The 16992-nt window shown below is 60.8% G+C and carries 20 protein-coding genes; 14 read left to right on the top strand and 6 right to left on the bottom strand.

The window, feature by feature from the left end; translation table 11 throughout:
- Nucleotides 1–183 precede the first annotated feature (183 nt).
- From U5G49_RS05830 to U5G49_RS05795, 8 genes are all read left to right on the top strand, one after another.
- The gene (locus U5G49_RS05830; protein WP_193444691.1) at nucleotides 184–1059 is read left to right on the top strand and encodes a MurR/RpiR family transcriptional regulator; all 876 of its coding nucleotides are present in this window, start codon (nucleotides 184–186) and stop codon (nucleotides 1057–1059) included.
- Between the two features lie 92 nt (nucleotides 1060–1151).
- Nucleotides 1152–3086 (top strand): bifunctional 5-dehydro-2-deoxygluconokinase/5-dehydro-2-deoxyphosphogluconate aldolase, encoded by a 1935-nt coding sequence (locus U5G49_RS05825; protein WP_193444692.1) that lies wholly within the window; start codon nucleotides 1152–1154, stop codon nucleotides 3084–3086.
- Nucleotides 3087–3292: 206 nt separating this feature from the next.
- Complete coding sequence (gene iolD, locus U5G49_RS05820) at nucleotides 3293–5143, top strand: 3D-(3,5/4)-trihydroxycyclohexane-1,2-dione acylhydrolase (decyclizing) (RefSeq protein ID WP_193444693.1); 1851 nt, start codon at nucleotides 3293–3295, stop codon at nucleotides 5141–5143.
- A 64-nt stretch (nucleotides 5144–5207) separates the two neighbouring features.
- Nucleotides 5208–6128 carry a myo-inosose-2 dehydratase gene (gene iolE / locus U5G49_RS05815; RefSeq protein ID WP_018241384.1) on the top strand — a complete coding sequence of 307 codons (921 nt, stop codon included), beginning with the start codon at nucleotides 5208–5210 and terminating at the stop codon, nucleotides 6126–6128.
- Nucleotides 6129–6337: 209 nt separating this feature from the next.
- Nucleotides 6338–7135 (top strand): 5-deoxy-glucuronate isomerase, encoded by a 798-nt coding sequence (gene iolB / locus U5G49_RS05810; RefSeq protein WP_193444694.1) that lies wholly within the window; start codon nucleotides 6338–6340, stop codon nucleotides 7133–7135.
- A gap of 89 nt (nucleotides 7136–7224) precedes the next feature.
- Complete coding sequence (locus U5G49_RS05805; RefSeq protein ID WP_018241382.1) at nucleotides 7225–7452, top strand: DUF1127 domain-containing protein; 228 nt, start codon at nucleotides 7225–7227, stop codon at nucleotides 7450–7452.
- A 66-nt stretch (nucleotides 7453–7518) separates the two neighbouring features.
- Complete coding sequence (locus U5G49_RS05800; RefSeq protein ID WP_193444695.1) at nucleotides 7519–8355, top strand: helix-turn-helix transcriptional regulator; 837 nt, start codon at nucleotides 7519–7521, stop codon at nucleotides 8353–8355.
- Nucleotides 8356–8554: 199 nt separating this feature from the next.
- Nucleotides 8555–8716 (top strand): hypothetical protein, encoded by a 162-nt coding sequence (locus U5G49_RS05795; protein ID WP_193444696.1) that lies wholly within the window; start codon nucleotides 8555–8557, stop codon nucleotides 8714–8716.
- A gap of 106 nt (nucleotides 8717–8822) precedes the next feature.
- Here U5G49_RS05795 and U5G49_RS05790 read toward each other — a convergent pair whose 3' ends face one another.
- The 3 genes from U5G49_RS05790 to U5G49_RS05780 all read right to left on the bottom strand — a co-directional run bounded on the left by U5G49_RS05790 (nucleotide 8823) and on the right by U5G49_RS05780 (nucleotide 11008).
- The gene (locus U5G49_RS05790; protein ID WP_193444697.1) at nucleotides 8823–10190 is read right to left on the bottom strand and encodes an MATE family efflux transporter; all 1368 of its coding nucleotides are present in this window, start codon (nucleotides 10188–10190) and stop codon (nucleotides 8823–8825) included.
- A gap of 85 nt (nucleotides 10191–10275) precedes the next feature.
- Nucleotides 10276–10716, bottom strand: a complete 441-nt coding sequence (locus U5G49_RS05785; protein ID WP_193444698.1) for a glyoxalase superfamily protein — start codon at nucleotides 10714–10716, stop codon at nucleotides 10276–10278.
- 100 nt (nucleotides 10717–10816) lie between these two features.
- Nucleotides 10817–11008, bottom strand: a complete 192-nt coding sequence (locus U5G49_RS05780) for a hypothetical protein (protein ID WP_193444699.1) — start codon at nucleotides 11006–11008, stop codon at nucleotides 10817–10819.
- A 63-nt stretch (nucleotides 11009–11071) separates the two neighbouring features.
- On the opposite strand from U5G49_RS05780, the gene U5G49_RS05775 reads away from it, so the two are divergent.
- Nucleotides 11072–11404: a hypothetical protein gene (locus tag U5G49_RS05775; protein WP_018241377.1), complete on the top strand. Its 333-nt coding sequence runs from the start codon at nucleotides 11072–11074 to the stop codon at nucleotides 11402–11404.
- On the opposite strand, the gene U5G49_RS05770 is transcribed toward U5G49_RS05775, so the two are convergent.
- A complete protein-coding gene (locus U5G49_RS05770) occupies nucleotides 11355–11618 on the bottom strand; it encodes a hypothetical protein (RefSeq protein ID WP_246289012.1) in 264 nt (87 codons plus the stop codon). The two genes, U5G49_RS05775 and U5G49_RS05770, sit on opposite strands and share 50 nt — an antisense overlap.
- Nucleotides 11619–11709: 91 nt before the next feature.
- Between U5G49_RS05770 and U5G49_RS05765 the strand changes: the two genes are divergently transcribed.
- On the top strand, nucleotides 11710–12576 hold the full coding sequence (locus U5G49_RS05765) for a LysR family transcriptional regulator (RefSeq protein WP_193444700.1): 867 nt from the start codon (nucleotides 11710–11712) through the stop codon (nucleotides 12574–12576).
- Between the two features lie 123 nt (nucleotides 12577–12699).
- Here U5G49_RS05765 and U5G49_RS05760 read toward each other — a convergent pair whose 3' ends face one another.
- A complete protein-coding gene (locus U5G49_RS05760; RefSeq protein WP_193444701.1) occupies nucleotides 12700–13146 on the bottom strand; it encodes a baeRF12 domain-containing protein in 447 nt (148 codons plus the stop codon).
- 162 nt (nucleotides 13147–13308) lie between these two features.
- Between U5G49_RS05760 and U5G49_RS05755 the strand changes: the two genes are divergently transcribed.
- The 3 genes from U5G49_RS05755 (at nucleotide 13309) to U5G49_RS05745 (ending at nucleotide 15557) form a co-directional block, all read left to right on the top strand.
- Complete coding sequence (locus U5G49_RS05755; protein WP_193444702.1) at nucleotides 13309–13710, top strand: DUF2177 family protein; 402 nt, start codon at nucleotides 13309–13311, stop codon at nucleotides 13708–13710.
- 234 nt (nucleotides 13711–13944) lie between these two features.
- Nucleotides 13945–14346: a pilus protein PilZ gene (locus U5G49_RS05750; protein ID WP_003578226.1), complete on the top strand. Its 402-nt coding sequence runs from the start codon at nucleotides 13945–13947 to the stop codon at nucleotides 14344–14346.
- A gap of 95 nt (nucleotides 14347–14441) precedes the next feature.
- Nucleotides 14442–15557: a pyridoxal phosphate-dependent aminotransferase gene (locus U5G49_RS05745; RefSeq protein ID WP_193444703.1), complete on the top strand. Its 1116-nt coding sequence runs from the start codon at nucleotides 14442–14444 to the stop codon at nucleotides 15555–15557.
- A gap of 125 nt (nucleotides 15558–15682) precedes the next feature.
- On the opposite strand, the gene U5G49_RS05740 is transcribed toward U5G49_RS05745, so the two are convergent.
- Nucleotides 15683–15949, bottom strand: coding sequence for an SEL1-like repeat protein (locus tag U5G49_RS05740; protein ID WP_018241371.1), 267 nt, complete (start codon nucleotides 15947–15949; stop codon nucleotides 15683–15685).
- Nucleotides 15950–16395: 446 nt separating this feature from the next.
- Between U5G49_RS05740 and U5G49_RS05735 the strand changes: the two genes are divergently transcribed.
- Complete coding sequence (locus U5G49_RS05735; protein ID WP_003558027.1) at nucleotides 16396–16734, top strand: DUF2147 domain-containing protein; 339 nt, start codon at nucleotides 16396–16398, stop codon at nucleotides 16732–16734.
- The last annotated feature ends 258 nt before the right edge of the window (nucleotides 16735–16992 follow it).

The raw sequence follows: 16992 nt of genomic DNA, 5'->3' as shown, positions 1-16992 counted from the left end.
GGATTTTTGGAATATTTGGATCATTTTGACAAGGGACCTATTCACAAGCATTTCTTCGCCATTCCCGAATGGAACTGTTCAAAACCCTTCAATTACAGGGGATTAAAAACAATTAGCCGTGCCGTTTGAAATCGTTTATGTTCAATAATATGGAATATTTGTTTCATCTCCCGAGCTGCAAGCATGGATAACGATCCCCAGAGGCACGCGCGCGTACCGCGCGATTTCGAAAGCCTGCGCAGTACCATCATCGAGCGCAAGGCGAACATGCCGAAGCGGCTGGCGCAGGTCGCCGCCTTCGCCCTCGGCAATCCCGACGAGATCGCCTTTGGCACGACGGCGAGCATTGCGGCCGCCTCCGACGTCCAGCCCTCGACGCTGGTGCGCCTGGCGCATCATCTGGGTTATGGAGGGTTTTCCGACCTGCAGAGCATCTTTCGCGAAAGATTGCGCGACCGGACGCTAAGCTACGAAGAGCGCCTCGTTACGCTGGAGCAAGCGAGCGGCGACGATGAGGACGCCAATCTGCTCTCCGGCTTCATCGCCGCGGCAAACCAGTCGGTCAATCGGCTGGCGGCGACGGTGCAGAGCGATACTTTCACCAAAGCCGTGGATATCCTTGCTAACGCCGAGACGATCTATCTGATCGCCAAACGGCGCTCCTATCCGCTGACGGCGCACATGACCTACGCTTTTTCCAAGCTCAACATCCGCCACCAGATCGTCGCCTCGCCGAACGGCGTTGACCCTGAGATGGTGCAGTTCGCAACACCGAAGGATGCGGCGATCGCGGCGAGCTTTTCGCCCTACGCGGCCGACAGCCTCAACCAGAGCCAGGAGCTTGCCGACCGCGGCGTCCCCGTCATCGCGATCACCGATTCGGCCTTCTCGCCGCTTGCCGCCTGCGCCACGCACTGGTTCGAGGTGGCGGAAGCCGATTTCGCCGGCTTCCGCTCGCTTTCGGCCTCGATGGCGCTCACCATGGCACTGCCGGTTGCAATTGCCGAGCGCCGGCGCAAGCATCAACAGTCGAAACCTGTAAAAGGCAAAATGGAATAAACATTCCGAATTGACAAAATATCGGAACCAATGTTTCATTATTGAAAATTCGCAGGCACTGGAAGCCGCGCAAAATCTAGCGGGAGGACATCATGGTACAATCGAATCCGGGTTCACAGCCGGAGCCGGCGCTTGATGTGATCACCATCGGCCGTTCCTCGGTCGATCTTTACGGCCAGCAGATCGGTTCGCGGCTGGAGGATATCGGCTCCTTCGCCAAGTCCGTTGGCGGCTGCCCGGCCAATATCGCCATCGGCACGGCACGGCTCGGCCTCAAATCTGGCCTCATCACCCGCGTCGGCGACGAACAAATGGGACGCTTCATCCGCGAGCAGTCGGCGCGCGAAGGTGTGGCGACAGACGGCATCGTCACCGACAAGGAGCGACTGACGGCGCTGGTGCTGCTTGCGGTCGAGGCCGAGGGCGTGTCGCCGATGATCTTCTATCGGTCGGACTGCGCCGACATGGCGCTCGATGAAGGCGATATCGACGAAGATTTCATCAGATCGTCGCGCGCCGTTCTCGTTTCCGGCACGCATTTCTCGCGGCCGAATACCGAGGCCGCCCAGCGCAAAGCGATCCGCATCGCCAAGGCGAACGGCCGCAAGGTGATCTTCGACATCGATTACCGGCCGAATCTCTGGGGCCTTGCCGGCCATGCGGAAGGCTTCGAGCGCTATGTGAAATCCGACCGGGTCTCCTCGAAGATGAAGGAGACGCTGCCGGATTGCGATCTCATCGTCGGCACCGAAGAGGAAATCCTGATCGCGTCCGGCGCCGACGATGTGCTCGGCGCGCTGAAGGAGATCCGCCGCCTGTCGCCGGCGACGATCGTGCTCAAGCGCGGCGCCATGGGCTGCATCGTCTATGACGGGCCGATCGCCGACGATCTTGAAGCCGGCATCATCGGCCAGGGTTTCCCGATCGAAGTCTTCAACGTACTCGGAGCCGGCGACGCCTTCATGTCCGGCTTCCTGCGCGGCTTCCTGCGCGACGAGCCTCTGAAGACCTGCGCCACCTGGGCCAATGCCTGCGGCGCCTTCGCGGTCTCCCGACTGCTCTGCTCGCCGGAATATCCGACCTGGGCGGAACTCGACTTCTTCCTGACGACCGGCAGCAAACATCGGGCGCTGCGCAGGGACGAGGAGATCAACCATATTCATTGGGCATCAACCCGGCGCGGCGAAATCCCGCTTTTGATGGCACTGGCGATCGACCATCGTTCGCAGCTCGTCAGCGTCGCCGATGAACTCGGCGTCGGCCACGAAAAGATCGTCGCCTTCAAGCGGCTGGCAGTCGCGGCAGCGGCGCGGGTTTCGAATGGCCGCGACGGCTATGGCATGCTGATCGACGAACGCTTCGGCCGCGATGCCTTCTTCGATGCGGCGACGAAGAATTTCTCCTGGATCGGCCGGCCGGTGGAATTGCCGGGCTCGAAGCCACTGCGCTTCGAATTCAGCCAGGATATCGGCTCGCAGCTGGTGGAATGGCCACTCGCTCATTGCATCAAGTGCCTGTGCTTCTATCATCCCGATGATCCGGCTGAATTGAAGACGGAGCAGCAGGAGAAGCTGCGCACGCTGTTCGAGGCTGCCCGCAAAGTCGGGCGCGAGCTGCTGGTGGAGATCATCGCCGGCAAGAACGGGCCGCTTACCGACTATACCATTGCGACCGCGCTGGAGGAGCTCTATGCGCTCGGCATCAAGCCGGACTGGTGGAAGCTCGAGCCGCAGGCATCCCGTGAAGCCTGGAAAAAGATCGATGCGGTGATCGCCAAAAATGATCCATGGTGCCGCGGTATCGTGCTCTTGGGGCTCGAGGCGCCCGCCGACGAGCTGATCTCCTGCTTCGAGGCGACGCTGGCGGCTCCCTCCGTGAAGGGTTTCGCCGTCGGCCGAACGATCTTTGCCGATCCGGCACGCGCCTGGCTTTCGGGCGAAATGAACGACGAGGAGGCGATCGCCGACATGGCCGGTCGCTTCCGGCAACTGACGGAGGCGTGGCTGAAGACCCGCGGACATCAGTAGAAACCGAATTGAGACCCCTCCCCAACCCCTCCCCATAAGGTGGGAGGGACTTAACTTGGGGCACTACCTCACGCCGTGAACGAGCGTCCTTTTGGACAAGACGTTGCGGCGAGAATGTAGAGAGCCCGGCAGGTTAGCCCCTCCCCTCGTGGAGAGGAGTTGGGAAGGGGAAAACAGATAGAGAGTCAAAAGTCCGGGAGGACCCGATGGGCAAGACGATACGGTTGACGATGGCGCAGGCCGTCGCGCATTTCCTGAAAGTACAGATGACGATCGTCGACGGCAAAAAGGTGCCGATCTTCGGTGGCGTCTGGGCGATCTTCGGTCACGGCAACGTCGCCGGCATCGGCGAGGCGCTCTATCAGGTGCGCGGCGAATTGACGACCTATCGCGCCCACAATGAACAGGGCATGGCGCATGCCGCGATCGCCTATGCCAAGGCGAATTTCCGCACGCGCTTCATGGCCTGCACGAGTTCGATCGGCCCTGGCGCGCTGAACATGGTGACGGCCGCCGGCGTGGCGCATGTCAATCGTATTCCCGTTCTCTTCCTGCCGGGCGATGTCTTCGCCAACCGCGCGCCGGATCCGGTGCTGCAGCAGATCGAAGATTTCGGCGACGGCACGGTTTCCGCCAATGATGCCTTCCGTTCGGTTTCGCGCTATTTCAACCGCATCACCCGACCCGAGCAGATCATCACGGCGCTGAAGCGCGCCATGCAGGTCCTGACCGACCCTCTGGATTGCGGCCCAGTGACATTGTCGCTCTGCCAGGACGTCCAGGCAGAAGCCTACGATTATCCGGAAAGCCTGTTCGATGAAAAAGTCTGGACGACCCGCCGGCCGCAACCGGATGCGGACGAGCTGGCGAATGCCATCGCACTGATCAAGGCGTCGCAGAAGCCGGTGATCGTTGCCGGCGGCGGCGTGCTTTACTCTCAGGCGACGACGGAGCTTGCTGCCTTTGCCGAGGCGCATGGCGTTCCCGTCGTCGTCACCCAGGCCGGCAAGTCGGCGATCAACGAGACCCATCCGCTGGCGCTCGGCTCGGTCGGCGTCACCGGCACGTCGGCGGCCAATGCGATCGCCGAAGAGACGGATCTCGTCATTGCCGTCGGCACACGCTGCCAGGATTTCACCACCGGCTCCTGGGCGCTGTTCAAGAACGACAGCCTGAAGATGATCGGCCTCAACATCGCTGCCTATGACGCACTGAAGCACGACAGCCATCCGCTGGTGACTGACGCCCGCGAAGGGTTGAAGGCGCTTTCGGCAGGGCTTTCGGGCTGGAAGGCGCCGGCCGCACTCGCCGAGAAGGCGACTGCGAAGAAGAAGGTCTGGATGGAGGCCGCTGCCAAGGCGATGGCGACGACCAATGCCGCCCTGCCCTCCGATGCCCAAGTGATCGGCGCGGTGGCTCGCACGCTCGGCGGCGAGAATACGACGGTGCTTTGCGCTGCGGGCGGCCTTCCCGGCGAATTGCACAAGCTCTGGCCGGCGACGGCGCCGGGCAGCTATCACATGGAATACGGCTTTTCCTGCATGGGTTACGAGATCGCCGGCGGGCTCGGCGCCAAGATGGCGCATCCTGAACGGGATGTCGTCGTCATGGTCGGCGACGGTTCCTACATGATGATGAATTCCGAGCTTGCCACCTCGGTCATGCTTGGCCTCAAGCTCAATATCGTCGTGCTCGACAATCGCGGTTATGGTTGCATCAACCGGCTGCAGATGGGAACCGGCGGCGCCAACTTTAACAATCTGCTGAAGGACTCCTATCACGAGGTGATGCCGGAGATCGATTTCCGGGCGCATGCCGAAAGCATGGGCGCCATCGCCGTAAAGGTCGCCTCGATCGCCGAGCTGGAGCAGGCGATCGCCGACTCGAAGAAGAACGACCGGACCTCGGTCTTCGTCATCGACACCGATCCGCTTGTTACCACGGAGGCCGGCGGCCACTGGTGGGATGTCGTGGTGCCTGAGGTCAGCTCGCGCGAACAGGTCAACGAAGCGCGCAAGGGCTACGTCGAAGCACGCGCCGCCCAGCGCATCGGCTAATTATCGCCGTCATTTTTCGGAAGAGCGGAGCCGCTCTTCCGCAATGCTTTTAAGGAGAATGTTGATGAAGGCCAAACTTGGCATGTCGCCCATCGCGTGGTGGAACGACGATCTTCCTGAACTCAGCGACGATGTGTCCCTCGAGGAATGCCTGCGGCAATCGCGCAGTGCCGGCTTTACCGGGATGGAGCAAGGCCGCCGTTTCCCTAGCAATCCGGAAGAGATGCTCCCGATCCTCCGCGCCGCCGACGTGACGCTATGCGGCGGCTGGTTCTCCGGCACGCTGGTCAATGAGGAGCTTTCCGCCAACAAGGACCGCATCGCGCCGATGATCTCGCTGTTCAAGGCGGTCAATGCGCCTTGCATCGTTTACGGCGAAGTCGGCCGCTCGATCCAGGGCGACCGTTCCAAGCCGCTCGCGACCAAGCCGCGCCTCTCCGATGACGAGATGAAGGCCTATGCGCGTCGTGTCACGGAATTCGGGGAATGGTGCGCCGAGCAGGGCATGCCGCTTTCCTATCACCATCACATGGCCGCCGTCGTCGAAACCGAGCCGGAACTCGACGCCTTCATGCGTTACTCGGGCGAAGGTATTCCGCTGCTGCTTGATGCCGGGCATCTTGCTTTTGCCGGCGGCGACGTGTTGCGCGCCATCGAGAACCACCACGCCCGTATCAACCATGTTCACGTCAAGGATATCCGCAAGCCTGTCGTGGATGGGCTGGACCGCAGCCGGCAGTCCTTCCTCGATGCGGTGGCACTTGGCGCCTTCACCGTGCCGGGCGACGGCTCGCTCGATTTCGGTGCCATCGTCCAGCGGCTGGCCGATCACGGCTATGAAGGCTGGTTCGTCGTCGAGGCCGAACAGGATCCGCGCAAGGCCCCTCCGCAGAAAATGGCCGAGATCGGTCACGCCGAGTTGATGCGCGTCATGACGGCTGCTGGCTATACCGTGGAAACGGAAGGCTTCCCCAAGGGGTCGTAAAGCCTGGTTGTCCGGGCGTCCTCCCACAAGGGGCTCGCCTTTCCGGACCGCTGGAGCAAGAAGCCCTCTCATCCGCCCTCCCGGCAGCTTCTCCCCGGTGGGAGAAGAGGAACGGAAAGGGCGCGGCATGTCGCTTCTCCCCTCGGGGAGAAAGGTGGCGGCAGCCGGATGAGGGAGCCGCACCCGCCAACTTACGAGGAAAAACACCAATGCCAAATCTCAAGGTGAAACCGTCCGGCACGCGCGGCCGTGTCACGCATGTCACTCCGCAAAATGCCGGATGGACCTATGTCGGCTTCGATCTGCATCGGATGAAGCCGGGCGAGACCGTTTCGGGAGAGACGGGCGATCGCGAAGTCTGCCTCGTCTGGGTAACCGGCAAGGGCAAGGCATCTGCCGGCACCAAGGATTTCGGCACGCTCGGCGGTCGCATGAGCCCGTTCGATGGTGCGCCGCATGCGCTCTACATCCCGATGGAATCGACGTGGTCGGTGACGGCGGAGACCGACCTGGAACTCGCCGTCTGCTCGGCGCCCGGCGGCGGCACCTATCAGGCAAAGGCAATCCCGCCCGGCACGCATCCGCAGGTGACGCGCGGCAAGGGCACGAACGTGCGCTATGTCAACAATATCATGCCGGAAGACGACAGCTCGGCGCATTCGCTGCTCGTCGTCGAGGTGATCACGCCAGGCGGCCACACCTCCTCCTATCCGCCGCACAAGCACGACCAGGACGACCTGCCGAACGAAAGCTTCCTGGAAGAGACCTATTACCATCGCCTCAACCCGCCGCAGGGCTTCGCTTTCCAGCGCGTCTACACCGACGACCGCTCGCTCGACGAAGCGATGGCGATCGAGGACGGCGATGTGACGCTGGTGCCGAAGGGCTACCACCCCTGCGCTGCCTGCCATGGCTATGATCTCTATTATCTCAACGTCATGGCCGGCCCGCAGCGGATCTGGAAATTCCACAATGCCGCCGAGCATGAGTGGCTGCTGAAGGCGTGAAGGCGTCCTCAGATCGCTAAATAATCTGACAGCGCGAAACTGCCGCTGATGGTTCACTGCCTCCATCCAAACACGGATGGAGGATCACCATGTACAGCTCGAATTTCACGATACCGGCCCGGAATATTCGCTCTTCGCGTCATATCCGACCCGGCTTGCTTCTTGCCGTCATCACGGCAGCCCGCTGGCTGGCGCGCAAAATAAACGAACGACGCAACCTGAATGCGTTGATGGAGCTTTCCGACGAACAGCTGAAGGATATCGGCCTTTCCAGGGGGCAGACGGAAAGCGACGTCCACGTCTATAGTCGCTACTGAAACTTAAGCGTGATATTGTGCCGCCAGGTCGCCTCATCGGGCGGCCTGTCTGACCTGGAAGATGCAATGTCCCAGTTTTCAACAGCACCGCTCCTGAAAACGAAGACGGTCACCATTCGTGACATCGTCTGCAATGGCGAGTGCCGTCATAAGAGCGACGAGGAATGCGCCCACAGGACGAGCCTCGTCTATCCCTATCGCGGCGTCTTCATGCGGCATGTCGGCCGCAATGATACGGTGGCTGAAGCCAATCAGGTCTTGTTCTTCAATGCCGGCCAGGGATATCGAATCAGCCACCCTATCGAGGGTGGCGACGCCTGCATCGATCTGGCGATCGACGAATCCATGCTCGAAGAGCTTACGCCGAAGGAGCAGGCGCAGCCCGGCCCGCCCTTTTCCTTCCGCCGCCAGCGCCGGCGGATCGATCCGCGCGCGCAGGCGCTGGTTGCGCTCCTGCGTCATGGTCTCAGCCGCAACGTCGCCGAGACACTGGAAGCCGAAATATTGGCGCTGACGCTGGTGCGCCGCTCGCTCGGCGAGCGCACATCGCATGCGGCGGGCGCCAGCGCCGGCCGGCAGAAACTCGTTGACCGGGCAAAGCTGGTGCTTTCCTCCGATCTCGCGCGGCGCTGGACTCTTTCAGAAATCGCCTCAGAAGTGGGCGTCTCGCCCGTGTATCTCACCCAGGTCTTCCAGCAGGTCGAGGCGACGCCACTTTACCGCTATCAGTTGCGGCTGCGGCTTGCCCGGGCGCTCGATCTGCTCGGCCAGTATGAGGATCTGACCGCGCTCGGTCTCGATCTCGGCTTTTCCAGCCACAGCCATTTCAGCGCTTCCTTCAAGCAATCCTTCGGGCAGACTCCGGCCGAATTCCAGCGTTCGGCGCAGCTGCGGCGCAGGTGAAAGCCTACAGCGCCGCGCGTCTTTTCAGACGCGCAATGGACGCTGTAGCACTTTGAATCCCCGCATAATTCCTTAAATCGATCCCGATTTAAGGAATTATGCGGGGTCGATCGCTAAAGATTTCGACAGCGGCAATGCGGTCTTCGATGATCTTATGAGCCTGTCCCGATCCGGGGACGACCAACAGGAGGATCACCAAATGAAGAAGACCACATGCGCTGCCTGCGACTGCGAACTCGGCGCGGAGACCATCACCGTCAAGCTCGGCGGCAAGACTGTCGAAGTCTGCTGCCAGGAATGCGCCGAGGCGTTGAATGAGGCGGAAGCTGCGACATCGGCCGCTTCGAATGGCACGGAATAGCCGACAATCGACAAAAGCCGCGCTACGGAGCGCGGCTTTTCCGTCTAAATCTTTGCTTTGCGCAATTCCGGACACAAAACCGCTGCGCACTTTTGTTGGAATTGCTCTAGACGGGCAGAAGCCCGTAGCGCCAGCCGCGGCGTTTCGCGTTCTGCGACAGCACCAGGAAAGCAAGGATGAACATGCCTGCCTCGGCAAAGACCGGCACCATCCAGATTCCCTGTTCACCGAAGACGAAGGGCAGCAGGAAGGTGAGCGGCAGGGTGAGCAGATAGGGCCGCGACAGACCGAAGATCGCCGCGCGCGGCGCATCGCCGATCGACTGGAAATAGGACGACAGGATCAGCATCTGCCCGAAGAGAAAATAGGCGCCGATCGTCCAGGGCAGAATTCGCCTGACCTCGGCGATGATCGCGGGATCGGTGACGAAGACCGCACCGAGGCGGCTAGCCAGCAATTCGACGGTGATCTCCACCAGTGTGCAATAGACGAGTGCTGCGAGCATGGCGATCTGCAGGCTGCGGCCGACGCGGAGCCCAAGGCCGGCACCGTGATTGTTACCGGCAATCGTCTGCAGGGCGATGCTGAGTCCGAGCAGCGGCAGATATGTAAAGGTCATGATCCGGGTGATGATGCCGTAGGCGGCCACCGTCGCGATATAGTCATGCGCGCTCCAGAGCGAGACGTTGATTAGAATGGCGGCCGAGGCCAGCGATATGCCGATGAAACCGAGGCTCATCGGCGCGCCGAAGGCGACGATGCCGCGCCATTCGGCGAGAGCCAACCCCGGGAAAGGTCTTAGTGCCGCCGGCCGGCGCCAGCGATAGGCGAGCACCGCTGCTAGGCAGACGAATTGCGACGCGATGGAGCCGACCGCCGAACCGAGCACGCCCCTATGCATCACAGCCATGAACAGCCAATTGGCGAGGATATTGAGCAGCGAGGCCGACAGCGTCACCAGCGTCATGAAGCCGATCTTGCCTTCGCAGCGCAATGCGTCGAGATGCAGCGATAGGAAGAAACTGATCGGCGCAAAAGCGATCATCGCGCCCATGAACAGCATCGCGCCCTGGGCAACAGTGGCATTGCCGGCAGCACCGGTACCGATGATCTGTCGGCCCACGCTCCAGTAGACCAGATTGAGGATGAGGGTGACGGCGAGCGCCAGCGCATGCGCGCCGGCAAACACCCGACGTGCCCCATCGCGATTGCCGGCACCCAGCCGGCGGGCGAGGATACTCGCCATGCCGTTCGAGACCAACGATTGCAGAGCGATCAGCAGCATCAGCCCCGGGAAAATCAGGCTGACGGCAGAGAGCGCGTCCGGGCCGACATAGGCGCCGAGGAAATAGGCGTCGACGACGGTGAACAGGCCGTTGACGGTGGTGATCGCGACGATCGGTGCCGCCGTTTTGATGAAGACGCCCGGCAGCCAGCCGGTAAGAAAAGCATTGCCTTGGGAAAGATCGGTCATGGAGAAATCCGTGCGATATGAGGCAGGGTCCGATCCAGCTTAAAAGTCATGCGGATCTGGACGGCCTCAAAAGGACAAAAACAATCTAGAGATCGATCACCAGATGCGGCACGCCGTTCGAGGTCTTCCTCGGCGAGATACCGTCGGCATCGATCTGCGCGTTCACACGCTGGCGAAAGGCCGAAAAGCTCTCGAAGGTGACGACATCCACCGGCTCGTCGAAATGGATGGTGATCCTGTGCAGATCGCCGCCCGGCAGGGCCGAAAGCGCCAGAACTTCGCCGGTGAACGGCTGATTGAGATAACGGCCGCGAATATGCGCGCCGACGAAGAGCGGCGTCTTCGGAGCGGCATTGGGCTTTGCCGCCAGGGCCGCGAGCGTGTTCCAGTTGCGCGCGCCGTGCTGGCGGGCGATCATTTCCAGGGCCGCACTGTGGGTGAGCGGGGTGCCGCGATCGTTCATCGCCTGGCGCAGGCGCTTGGCCTGAGCCTTCAATTCGTCGATGGCAGGATAGGTCGTCGTCATGGAGTCAGCCTTCGCAAGGCATGCTCTTCGACTGTGGATGGGAGCTCGCATTGCCGCCAGTCAGCATGCACAAGGGGCCGTGACCATAATCGCGAGGGCTTCACCATGGATTTTCATCCGCGAGCGGCCGGTGCCTCGAACCGGCCTTTGTATGCGCGAACGCCGCCGACATGTCAAGAATGGCGCGGATGCGCTGGGGAATGCGCAACTTTGGGGCAAATCTGCACGAAATCGGTGCGATTTTCCCGCAGGTTTCACAGAAGCATTCAATTTTACCGATGTTCTTCAGCAAGTGTCAGCATTCTTCCGCTAATATCTTGTCGTAGAACAGGCGGAGGCTAAAAGGGCCTTTCAGATGCACCTCGACACAGAACACCCCAAGCCGGAACGTGCTTACAGGGAATTCAATCTCGACAGGCCCGGCAACATCATCTTCGTCGGCCATCACCTCAGCACCGGAACGCAGGTGCGCTGCCTGATCCGCACGATCACGCTTGCCGGCGCATTGCTCGAAGTCAGCCCGAACCTGGAAATACCGAGCCATTTCTTCCTCGAAATCCTCGGCATCCATGACGAGATCGGCGCGACCGTGGTCAAACGCGAAGGCGAATTGGTGACGATCAGCTTCAACATGCTGATCAATCCGGAATTCCTGCACCACGTGTTGCGATTGAACTTCGAAACCTGAGGCTTTTTCCGATCCGTGAATCATCGCGGCGCGTCTCCTTTGTTTCGCCGCTTCGTCTTGCGGCGAGACGTGCGATGATCGGAACGGCCCAGAGAAATCCGCGCCATTCCGGACGATCAAGCGGGTCGGCAAGCGGATCGGCAGAGCGATCGCAGCGGATCCGCCGATTGCGGATTTCGATTTCCCTGAAGAGAACAACCCAGTTGAGATCCATTGCTTCATCCTCCATCTATTTCCTGGAGCACTTGAGCTAAGCCTTCGCGCCCTTCCGATGTAGAGGCGTTGGGGAAAGGGGGTTTTCATCCATGAAAGATGCGAGCTGGGACGACCTGCAACTTTTCTTCCATGTTGCGACAGGCGGCGGGCTTTCGGCGGCGGCGGCCCGCACCGGGCTCAGCGCGCCGACGATCGGCCGGCGCATGCTGGCGCTCGAACGGGTGACGGGCCGATCGCTGTTCAGCCGCGGCCCTACCGGCTATCTGCTGGCCAAGGATGGGCAGGCGTTGCTCGATCGCGTCCGGCTGATGCAGGATGCGGCGCGTGCGATCTCGGACTGGCGCGGCGAGGTGCTGACGCTGCCGATCGTCTCGACGGCCGCCGACAGCTGGACCTCGCGCTTCATCGCCGATCATCTGGCCAGCGTCTGGACGCCGAAGGACAGCTTCCGCATGTGCTACAAGACCTGCGACACCAGCGTTGATTTCACTTACCGCGAGGCGCATATCGCCATTGGCCACAGCCGGCCGGAGAGCGGCAACGTCGCCATCCGCCGTTCGGTCCAGGTGGCGCATGCGGCCTATCAGGCGGCCGGTTATGACGAGACGAATTGCAACTGGATCTCGCTCGGCACCGATACCGCCGTCACCCCGGCCGACAAATGGACTTTCGAGCAGCCGGATTATTGGATCACCAGCTGGACGAACACGCCACATATGCTCTTCTACCTCATCCGCGGCGGTGCCGGCCGCGGCGTGCTTCCCTGTTTCATCGGCGATCAGGAGCGCAGGCTCGTCCGCGCCGGGCCAGTGATCGACGAACTGACCTACGAGATGTGGATCGTTGCGCATGACGACGAACGGCAACGGCCGGAGGTCAGGATCGTCATCGACCGTCTGGCGGCGCTCTTTGCCGATCATGAAGAGCTGTTTGGTGGGCAGAGACGCTCGATATAACACGAAAACGCGGGCCCTCCCGACCCGCGTTTCCTCGCTAGAGCGGTAACCTCTATCCTTTTGTTTCTACGCAAATCCGGACGGAAAACCGCTTCATACTTTTCCTGGAATTGCTCTAATGGCTCAGGCGGCGAGATGCCGCTCGATCTCGTCGACCGGCATATTGGTATAGTCTTTCGCCACTTCCGCGGTGATCACCGCCTGCGTATCGGCGCGGAGTGCCGGCCGCAGCGTGCCAAGCGCCTTCGGCGGTGCGACGAGGACGATGCGACGGGCCTTCTTTTCCTGCACCAAGTCGTCGAGCTTTCCCGCCACCTGTTTCAGAAATTCGGCTTCGGCCTGATCCTGCCAACTGGTCTCCTCGACAGCGCTGCCGCTCAGTCCGTCTGCAGCATGGGTTCGGCCTGGCTTATCGGCGCCAATCTCGCGATCCGGCGCGCTCGGCTGCGTCAGGGTTTCCAGCACCTTCAGGTTCACCAGTTGGGCATCGCCGGCATTCTGCATGATCAGAGCCTTGGCTCCATTGCAGACCACGACCCATGATTCCCAAGGGATTTTGACATCAGTCATCTTCAACTCCTCGCTGTCGTCATTCGAAGCGCGCCGTGCTTCATCGATCAAGACACAACGCTCGGCCATTGAAAGAGTTCGGGAAAATTGCGCCGAGATCGAACGGGGCGGCGATCCGGCCGGCCGTTGCTGCGTAGAAAGGCCAAGTTCGGGAGATTGACAATGAAGACATCACTGCTCGCCTATGCCGGCGCCTTTCTCACCCTTCTCATCTGCGACGGGATATGGCTCGGCCTCATCGCCCGCGACTTCTACCGCGACCAACTGGGAACGCTGATGCTGCCCTCGCCCAATCTTGCGGTCGGCGCACTGTTCTACCTGTTCTTCGCCGCCGCAGTGGTTGTGCTTGCAGTGCTGCCGGCGCTGTCGACAGGCTCGATCGCCACCGCATTTCTCCACGGTGCCATTCTGGGACTGGCGGCCTATGGCACCTATGACATCACCAATCTTGCCACGCTTCGCAATTGGCCATTCGTCATGAGCCTGGTCGACATGGCCTGGGGCACGGCTCTGACGGCGCTGACCGCCGCAGGCGGATATCTTACCGTCAGATTTTTTGGCTGAAACGGGAGGCTCGGAATCGAAAGCGCGTCCCGATAATGAACATGAAGGCGTCCCGCTTGGGAACAAAGTTTGAACTCGTTAAAATTGTAATTTTATATTTGACGAATGTGCAAAACATTCATGTGACCTTGGTTGGGATCAAGACCAGTTGCTCGATCAAGCCAGCCTGAATGAGATCAAGGTCAGCTTGATTGAGATAAACCCCCAATGCGTCCTGACTGACGGAGAATGTGAATGACTATGCTCCGCGCTACACACCTTGCCACGGTCAAATCCGCCGTCTACGACCTGCGCTGGGAAGAATTCAGCGTCAAACGGCCAGCCCGCATCGTCGCCGTCCGGCCGTGCCTCACAGGCGTCTCCATGCGAAGCGCCGAGATCATCGATATCTCCCAGGGTGGCGCCACCTTCGTCGTCTCGACCACGGCCGGCCTGCCAAAGCACTATTATCTCAACATTCTTGGCCTCGCCTATCGCATCGGCTGCGCCGAGGTCTATCGCCATAAGGAACGCATCGGGGTGCGGTTCATCAACATCATGGACCCCGAGGTTCTGCGCCGCGTCGTCCGCACCGATTTTCTCGTCGGCAACATGGAAGCAATTGCTGCCCGGCGTGCGCCGATCTTCCGGGCCTGAACAGGCCGCAGTTGCGGAAATAATCTTGCTTGCGTTGGCCGTACCCGGGCCTATTGTTGCGCCAATTGTCATTATGTCCGGGAAACTGCCGTCGCATGTCCGCCTTTTCGCGCTTCACACCTCTTGCCAGCGCCCTGCCTTCCACAGTCCCTTTCGTCGGCCCCGAGGCGATCGAGCGCCAGCGCGGGCTTGCCGTTTCGGCGCGCATCGGCGCCAATGAGAACGGCTTCGGCCCGGCCGCCTCCGTGTTTGCAGCGATGCGCGAGGAAGCCGGCAATATCTGGAAATATAACGATCCGGAGAACTTCGCGCTCAGGGAAGCGCTAGCCTCCCATCTCGGCGTCTCGGCCGCCAATATCGCCATCGGCAGCGGCATCGACGAATTGCTCGGTCAGATCGTCCGGCTGGTGATCGAGCCGGGCGCGCCCGTCATCACCTCGCTCGGCGCCTATCCGACCTTCAATTTCCATGTCGCCGGTTTCGGCGGTCGGCTGGTGACCGTTCCCTACGCAAACGACCGCGAGGATCTCGACGGCCTGCTCGATGCCGTCAAGCGCGAGAATGCGCCGCTCGTCTATTTCGCCAATCCTGATAATCCGATGGGCAGTTGGTGGGATGCCGACAGCATCGTCGCTTTCGCCCGTTCGCTGCCCGAGACGACACTGATGGTGCTCGACGAGGCCTATAGCGAAACGGGGCCGGCAGGTTCACGGCCGTCGATCTCCTCGCTGATCGAACTGCCGAACGTCGTTCGCACCCGCACCTTCTCCAAGGCCTACGGACTTGCCGGCTCACGCACCGGCTACGTGATCTCGACAGCAGGCACGGCGCAGGCCTTCGACAAGATCCGCAATCATTTCGGCATGAACCGGCTGGCAACGGCCGCAGCGCTCGCCGCCCTCAAGGACCAGGCCTATCTCGTCGAGGTGGTCGGGAAAATCCATGCGGCGCGGGAGCGGATCGGCGGTATCGCCCGGGCGAACGGTCTTGAGCCCCTGCCCTCGGCCACGAATTTCGTGGCGATCGACACCGGCCGCGACGGCGCTTATGCCAGGGCGATCGTCGACGGGCTGATGGAGCACGGGGTTTTCATCCGCATGCCTGGCGTGGCGCCGCTCAATCGCTGCATTCGCGTCAGCGTCGGGCCGGAGAGCGATATGGCGCTCCTCGACGAAGCACTGCCGCGGGTGCTGAAAGAGATCGGCCGATAAAACGGAAAAACCGCGGCCGGTGGAGGATATCCGGTCGCGGTTCTCTTCTCCCGGCGTCTGCCCAGTCCAAAGCGCCTCGCCAGCCCCTCTTTTTGGGGTTGTTATTGCTGCTCTTGTCGAATTCCTTAGTGAACCGTCATCCACTCGCGGGCGGCGCGCAGCGCTGCTGCGAGCTGCATCTTGTCCATGGCGGCGGCCACGTCGGCACGAAGCTCGGCGGCGCGATCGTTGCCCTTGATTGCGGCGATGTTCAGCCATTTGTGGGCTGAGACGAGATCGACTTCGCAGCCGCGGCCGGTCGCATACATCAGACCCATTTCGCAGAAGACATCGGCGCTGTTGTCGCCACCCATGGTGGCCGTTTCAGCATTGTGCATTTCAAAGCGTGCCATCGGTTTTATCCCTGTTAGCCTGTTTATGACTTACCCTGTTTTACCTCTGGGCCTTGCCGTCTATCGCGGCTTGTGGCCCTTGCGGTCCGGCGGGTTTACCCCGCTCGTTTGATGGGTTCACTATGCCAAACGGCTTTCAAAAAACGCCTAAAATGCATGATTAATTTGCGACAAACAAAGTGCAAATGCTTGGTAAATTTGGGTTTTTGTTAAACATCAGATTCCTTGCGAATTAAGGATTTTCGCTCGAATTTTACGAAAGATTCAGATTTGAAAATAAAGGGATCGTTCATCATGAAATCAGCAGGCGATATCTTTACAAGCTCGCCGCATGGTTTTTTTTCTCCTGTTTTTTATCCGATCCGCAAGATAGCAATCGGGCTTATTTACCTTTACGTTCGCGTCAGTTATTTTCGCGACCGATCTAGGACATCATGGAGGAAAAGATGATCCGCAGCTTCGTTCTCGCCGGCGCCATCGCCATGATCGCGGGTATCGCGCATGCCGAAGAGCCGATCGTCGGCAACTGGAAGACGGCCGCCGGTGATACGGCGGTGATCGCATCGTGCGGCGGCAGTTACTGCGTGACGCTGAAGACCGGTAAATATGCCGGCCGGAAGATCGGCACACTGGCGGGAACCGGCGGCAGCTATGCCGGCGAGATCACCGACCCGGCCGCCGAGAAGACCTATAGCGGCGCGGGCAAGGTTTCCGGCAATTCGCTGAGGATGCAGGGCTGCGTGATGAAGATCCTCTGCAAGTCGCAGACCTGGACGCGGCTCTGAGGCCATAAGAAGGCGCAACGATCATCCGAAACGCTGAAGCATGCCGGCGCGCCGGCATGCCTCGAAGCCCTTTGCGGTCTCCTCCGCTACGCCAGCCGGCGAATGCTTATGGCGTCGAATTCGCCCAGCGACCCCTTCTAATCCTCTCCGCAACCTAGCCGAGCCTGCCCGGCAAGCTGAACGGCTGATGAACCGGCATCTCAGCACTCGTTCAGCCATCGCATGGCAAAACTATTGTCACGATAGAGTTGCGTGTCG

The sequence above is a fragment of the Rhizobium indigoferae genome, assembly GCF_034554815.1.
Classification (GTDB): Bacteria; Pseudomonadota; Alphaproteobacteria; order Rhizobiales; family Rhizobiaceae; genus Rhizobium; species Rhizobium leguminosarum.
Note: the sequence above shows the minus strand (reverse complement) of the source record. Positions and strands in the feature narration are given on the sequence as shown.

What these genes read in the sequence shown, in the direction of transcription:
- U5G49_RS05790 (WP_193444697.1), bottom strand. Translation starts at nt 10,190, where the DNA reads ATGACCGATCTTTCCCAAGGCAATGCTTTTCTTACCGGCTGGCTGCCG.
- iolB (WP_193444694.1), top strand. Translation starts at nt 6,338, where the DNA reads ATGCCAAATCTCAAGGTGAAACCGTCCGGCACGCGCGGCCGTGTCACG.
- U5G49_RS05795 (WP_193444696.1), top strand. Translation starts at nt 8,555, where the DNA reads ATGAAGAAGACCACATGCGCTGCCTGCGACTGCGAACTCGGCGCGGAG.
- U5G49_RS05825 (WP_193444692.1), top strand. Translation starts at nt 1,152, where the DNA reads ATGGTACAATCGAATCCGGGTTCACAGCCGGAGCCGGCGCTTGATGTG.
- iolD (WP_193444693.1), top strand. Translation starts at nt 3,293, where the DNA reads ATGGGCAAGACGATACGGTTGACGATGGCGCAGGCCGTCGCGCATTTC.
- U5G49_RS05745 (WP_193444703.1), top strand. Translation starts at nt 14,442, where the DNA reads ATGTCCGCCTTTTCGCGCTTCACACCTCTTGCCAGCGCCCTGCCTTCC.
- U5G49_RS05800 (WP_193444695.1), top strand. Translation starts at nt 7,519, where the DNA reads ATGTCCCAGTTTTCAACAGCACCGCTCCTGAAAACGAAGACGGTCACC.
- U5G49_RS05770 (WP_246289012.1), bottom strand. Translation starts at nt 11,618, where the DNA reads ATGGATCTCAACTGGGTTGTTCTCTTCAGGGAAATCGAAATCCGCAAT.
- U5G49_RS05760 (WP_193444701.1), bottom strand. Translation starts at nt 13,146, where the DNA reads ATGACTGATGTCAAAATCCCTTGGGAATCATGGGTCGTGGTCTGCAAT.
- U5G49_RS05765 (WP_193444700.1), top strand. Translation starts at nt 11,710, where the DNA reads ATGAAAGATGCGAGCTGGGACGACCTGCAACTTTTCTTCCATGTTGCG.
- U5G49_RS05735 (WP_003558027.1), top strand. Translation starts at nt 16,396, where the DNA reads ATGATCCGCAGCTTCGTTCTCGCCGGCGCCATCGCCATGATCGCGGGT.
- U5G49_RS05830 (WP_193444691.1), top strand. Translation starts at nt 184, where the DNA reads ATGGATAACGATCCCCAGAGGCACGCGCGCGTACCGCGCGATTTCGAA.
- U5G49_RS05785 (WP_193444698.1), bottom strand. Translation starts at nt 10,716, where the DNA reads ATGACGACGACCTATCCTGCCATCGACGAATTGAAGGCTCAGGCCAAG.
- U5G49_RS05775 (WP_018241377.1), top strand. Translation starts at nt 11,072, where the DNA reads ATGCACCTCGACACAGAACACCCCAAGCCGGAACGTGCTTACAGGGAA.
- U5G49_RS05740 (WP_018241371.1), bottom strand. Translation starts at nt 15,949, where the DNA reads ATGGCACGCTTTGAAATGCACAATGCTGAAACGGCCACCATGGGTGGC.
- U5G49_RS05750 (WP_003578226.1), top strand. Translation starts at nt 13,945, where the DNA reads ATGACTATGCTCCGCGCTACACACCTTGCCACGGTCAAATCCGCCGTC.
- U5G49_RS05805 (WP_018241382.1), top strand. Translation starts at nt 7,225, where the DNA reads ATGTACAGCTCGAATTTCACGATACCGGCCCGGAATATTCGCTCTTCG.
- U5G49_RS05755 (WP_193444702.1), top strand. Translation starts at nt 13,309, where the DNA reads ATGAAGACATCACTGCTCGCCTATGCCGGCGCCTTTCTCACCCTTCTC.
- iolE (WP_018241384.1), top strand. Translation starts at nt 5,208, where the DNA reads ATGAAGGCCAAACTTGGCATGTCGCCCATCGCGTGGTGGAACGACGAT.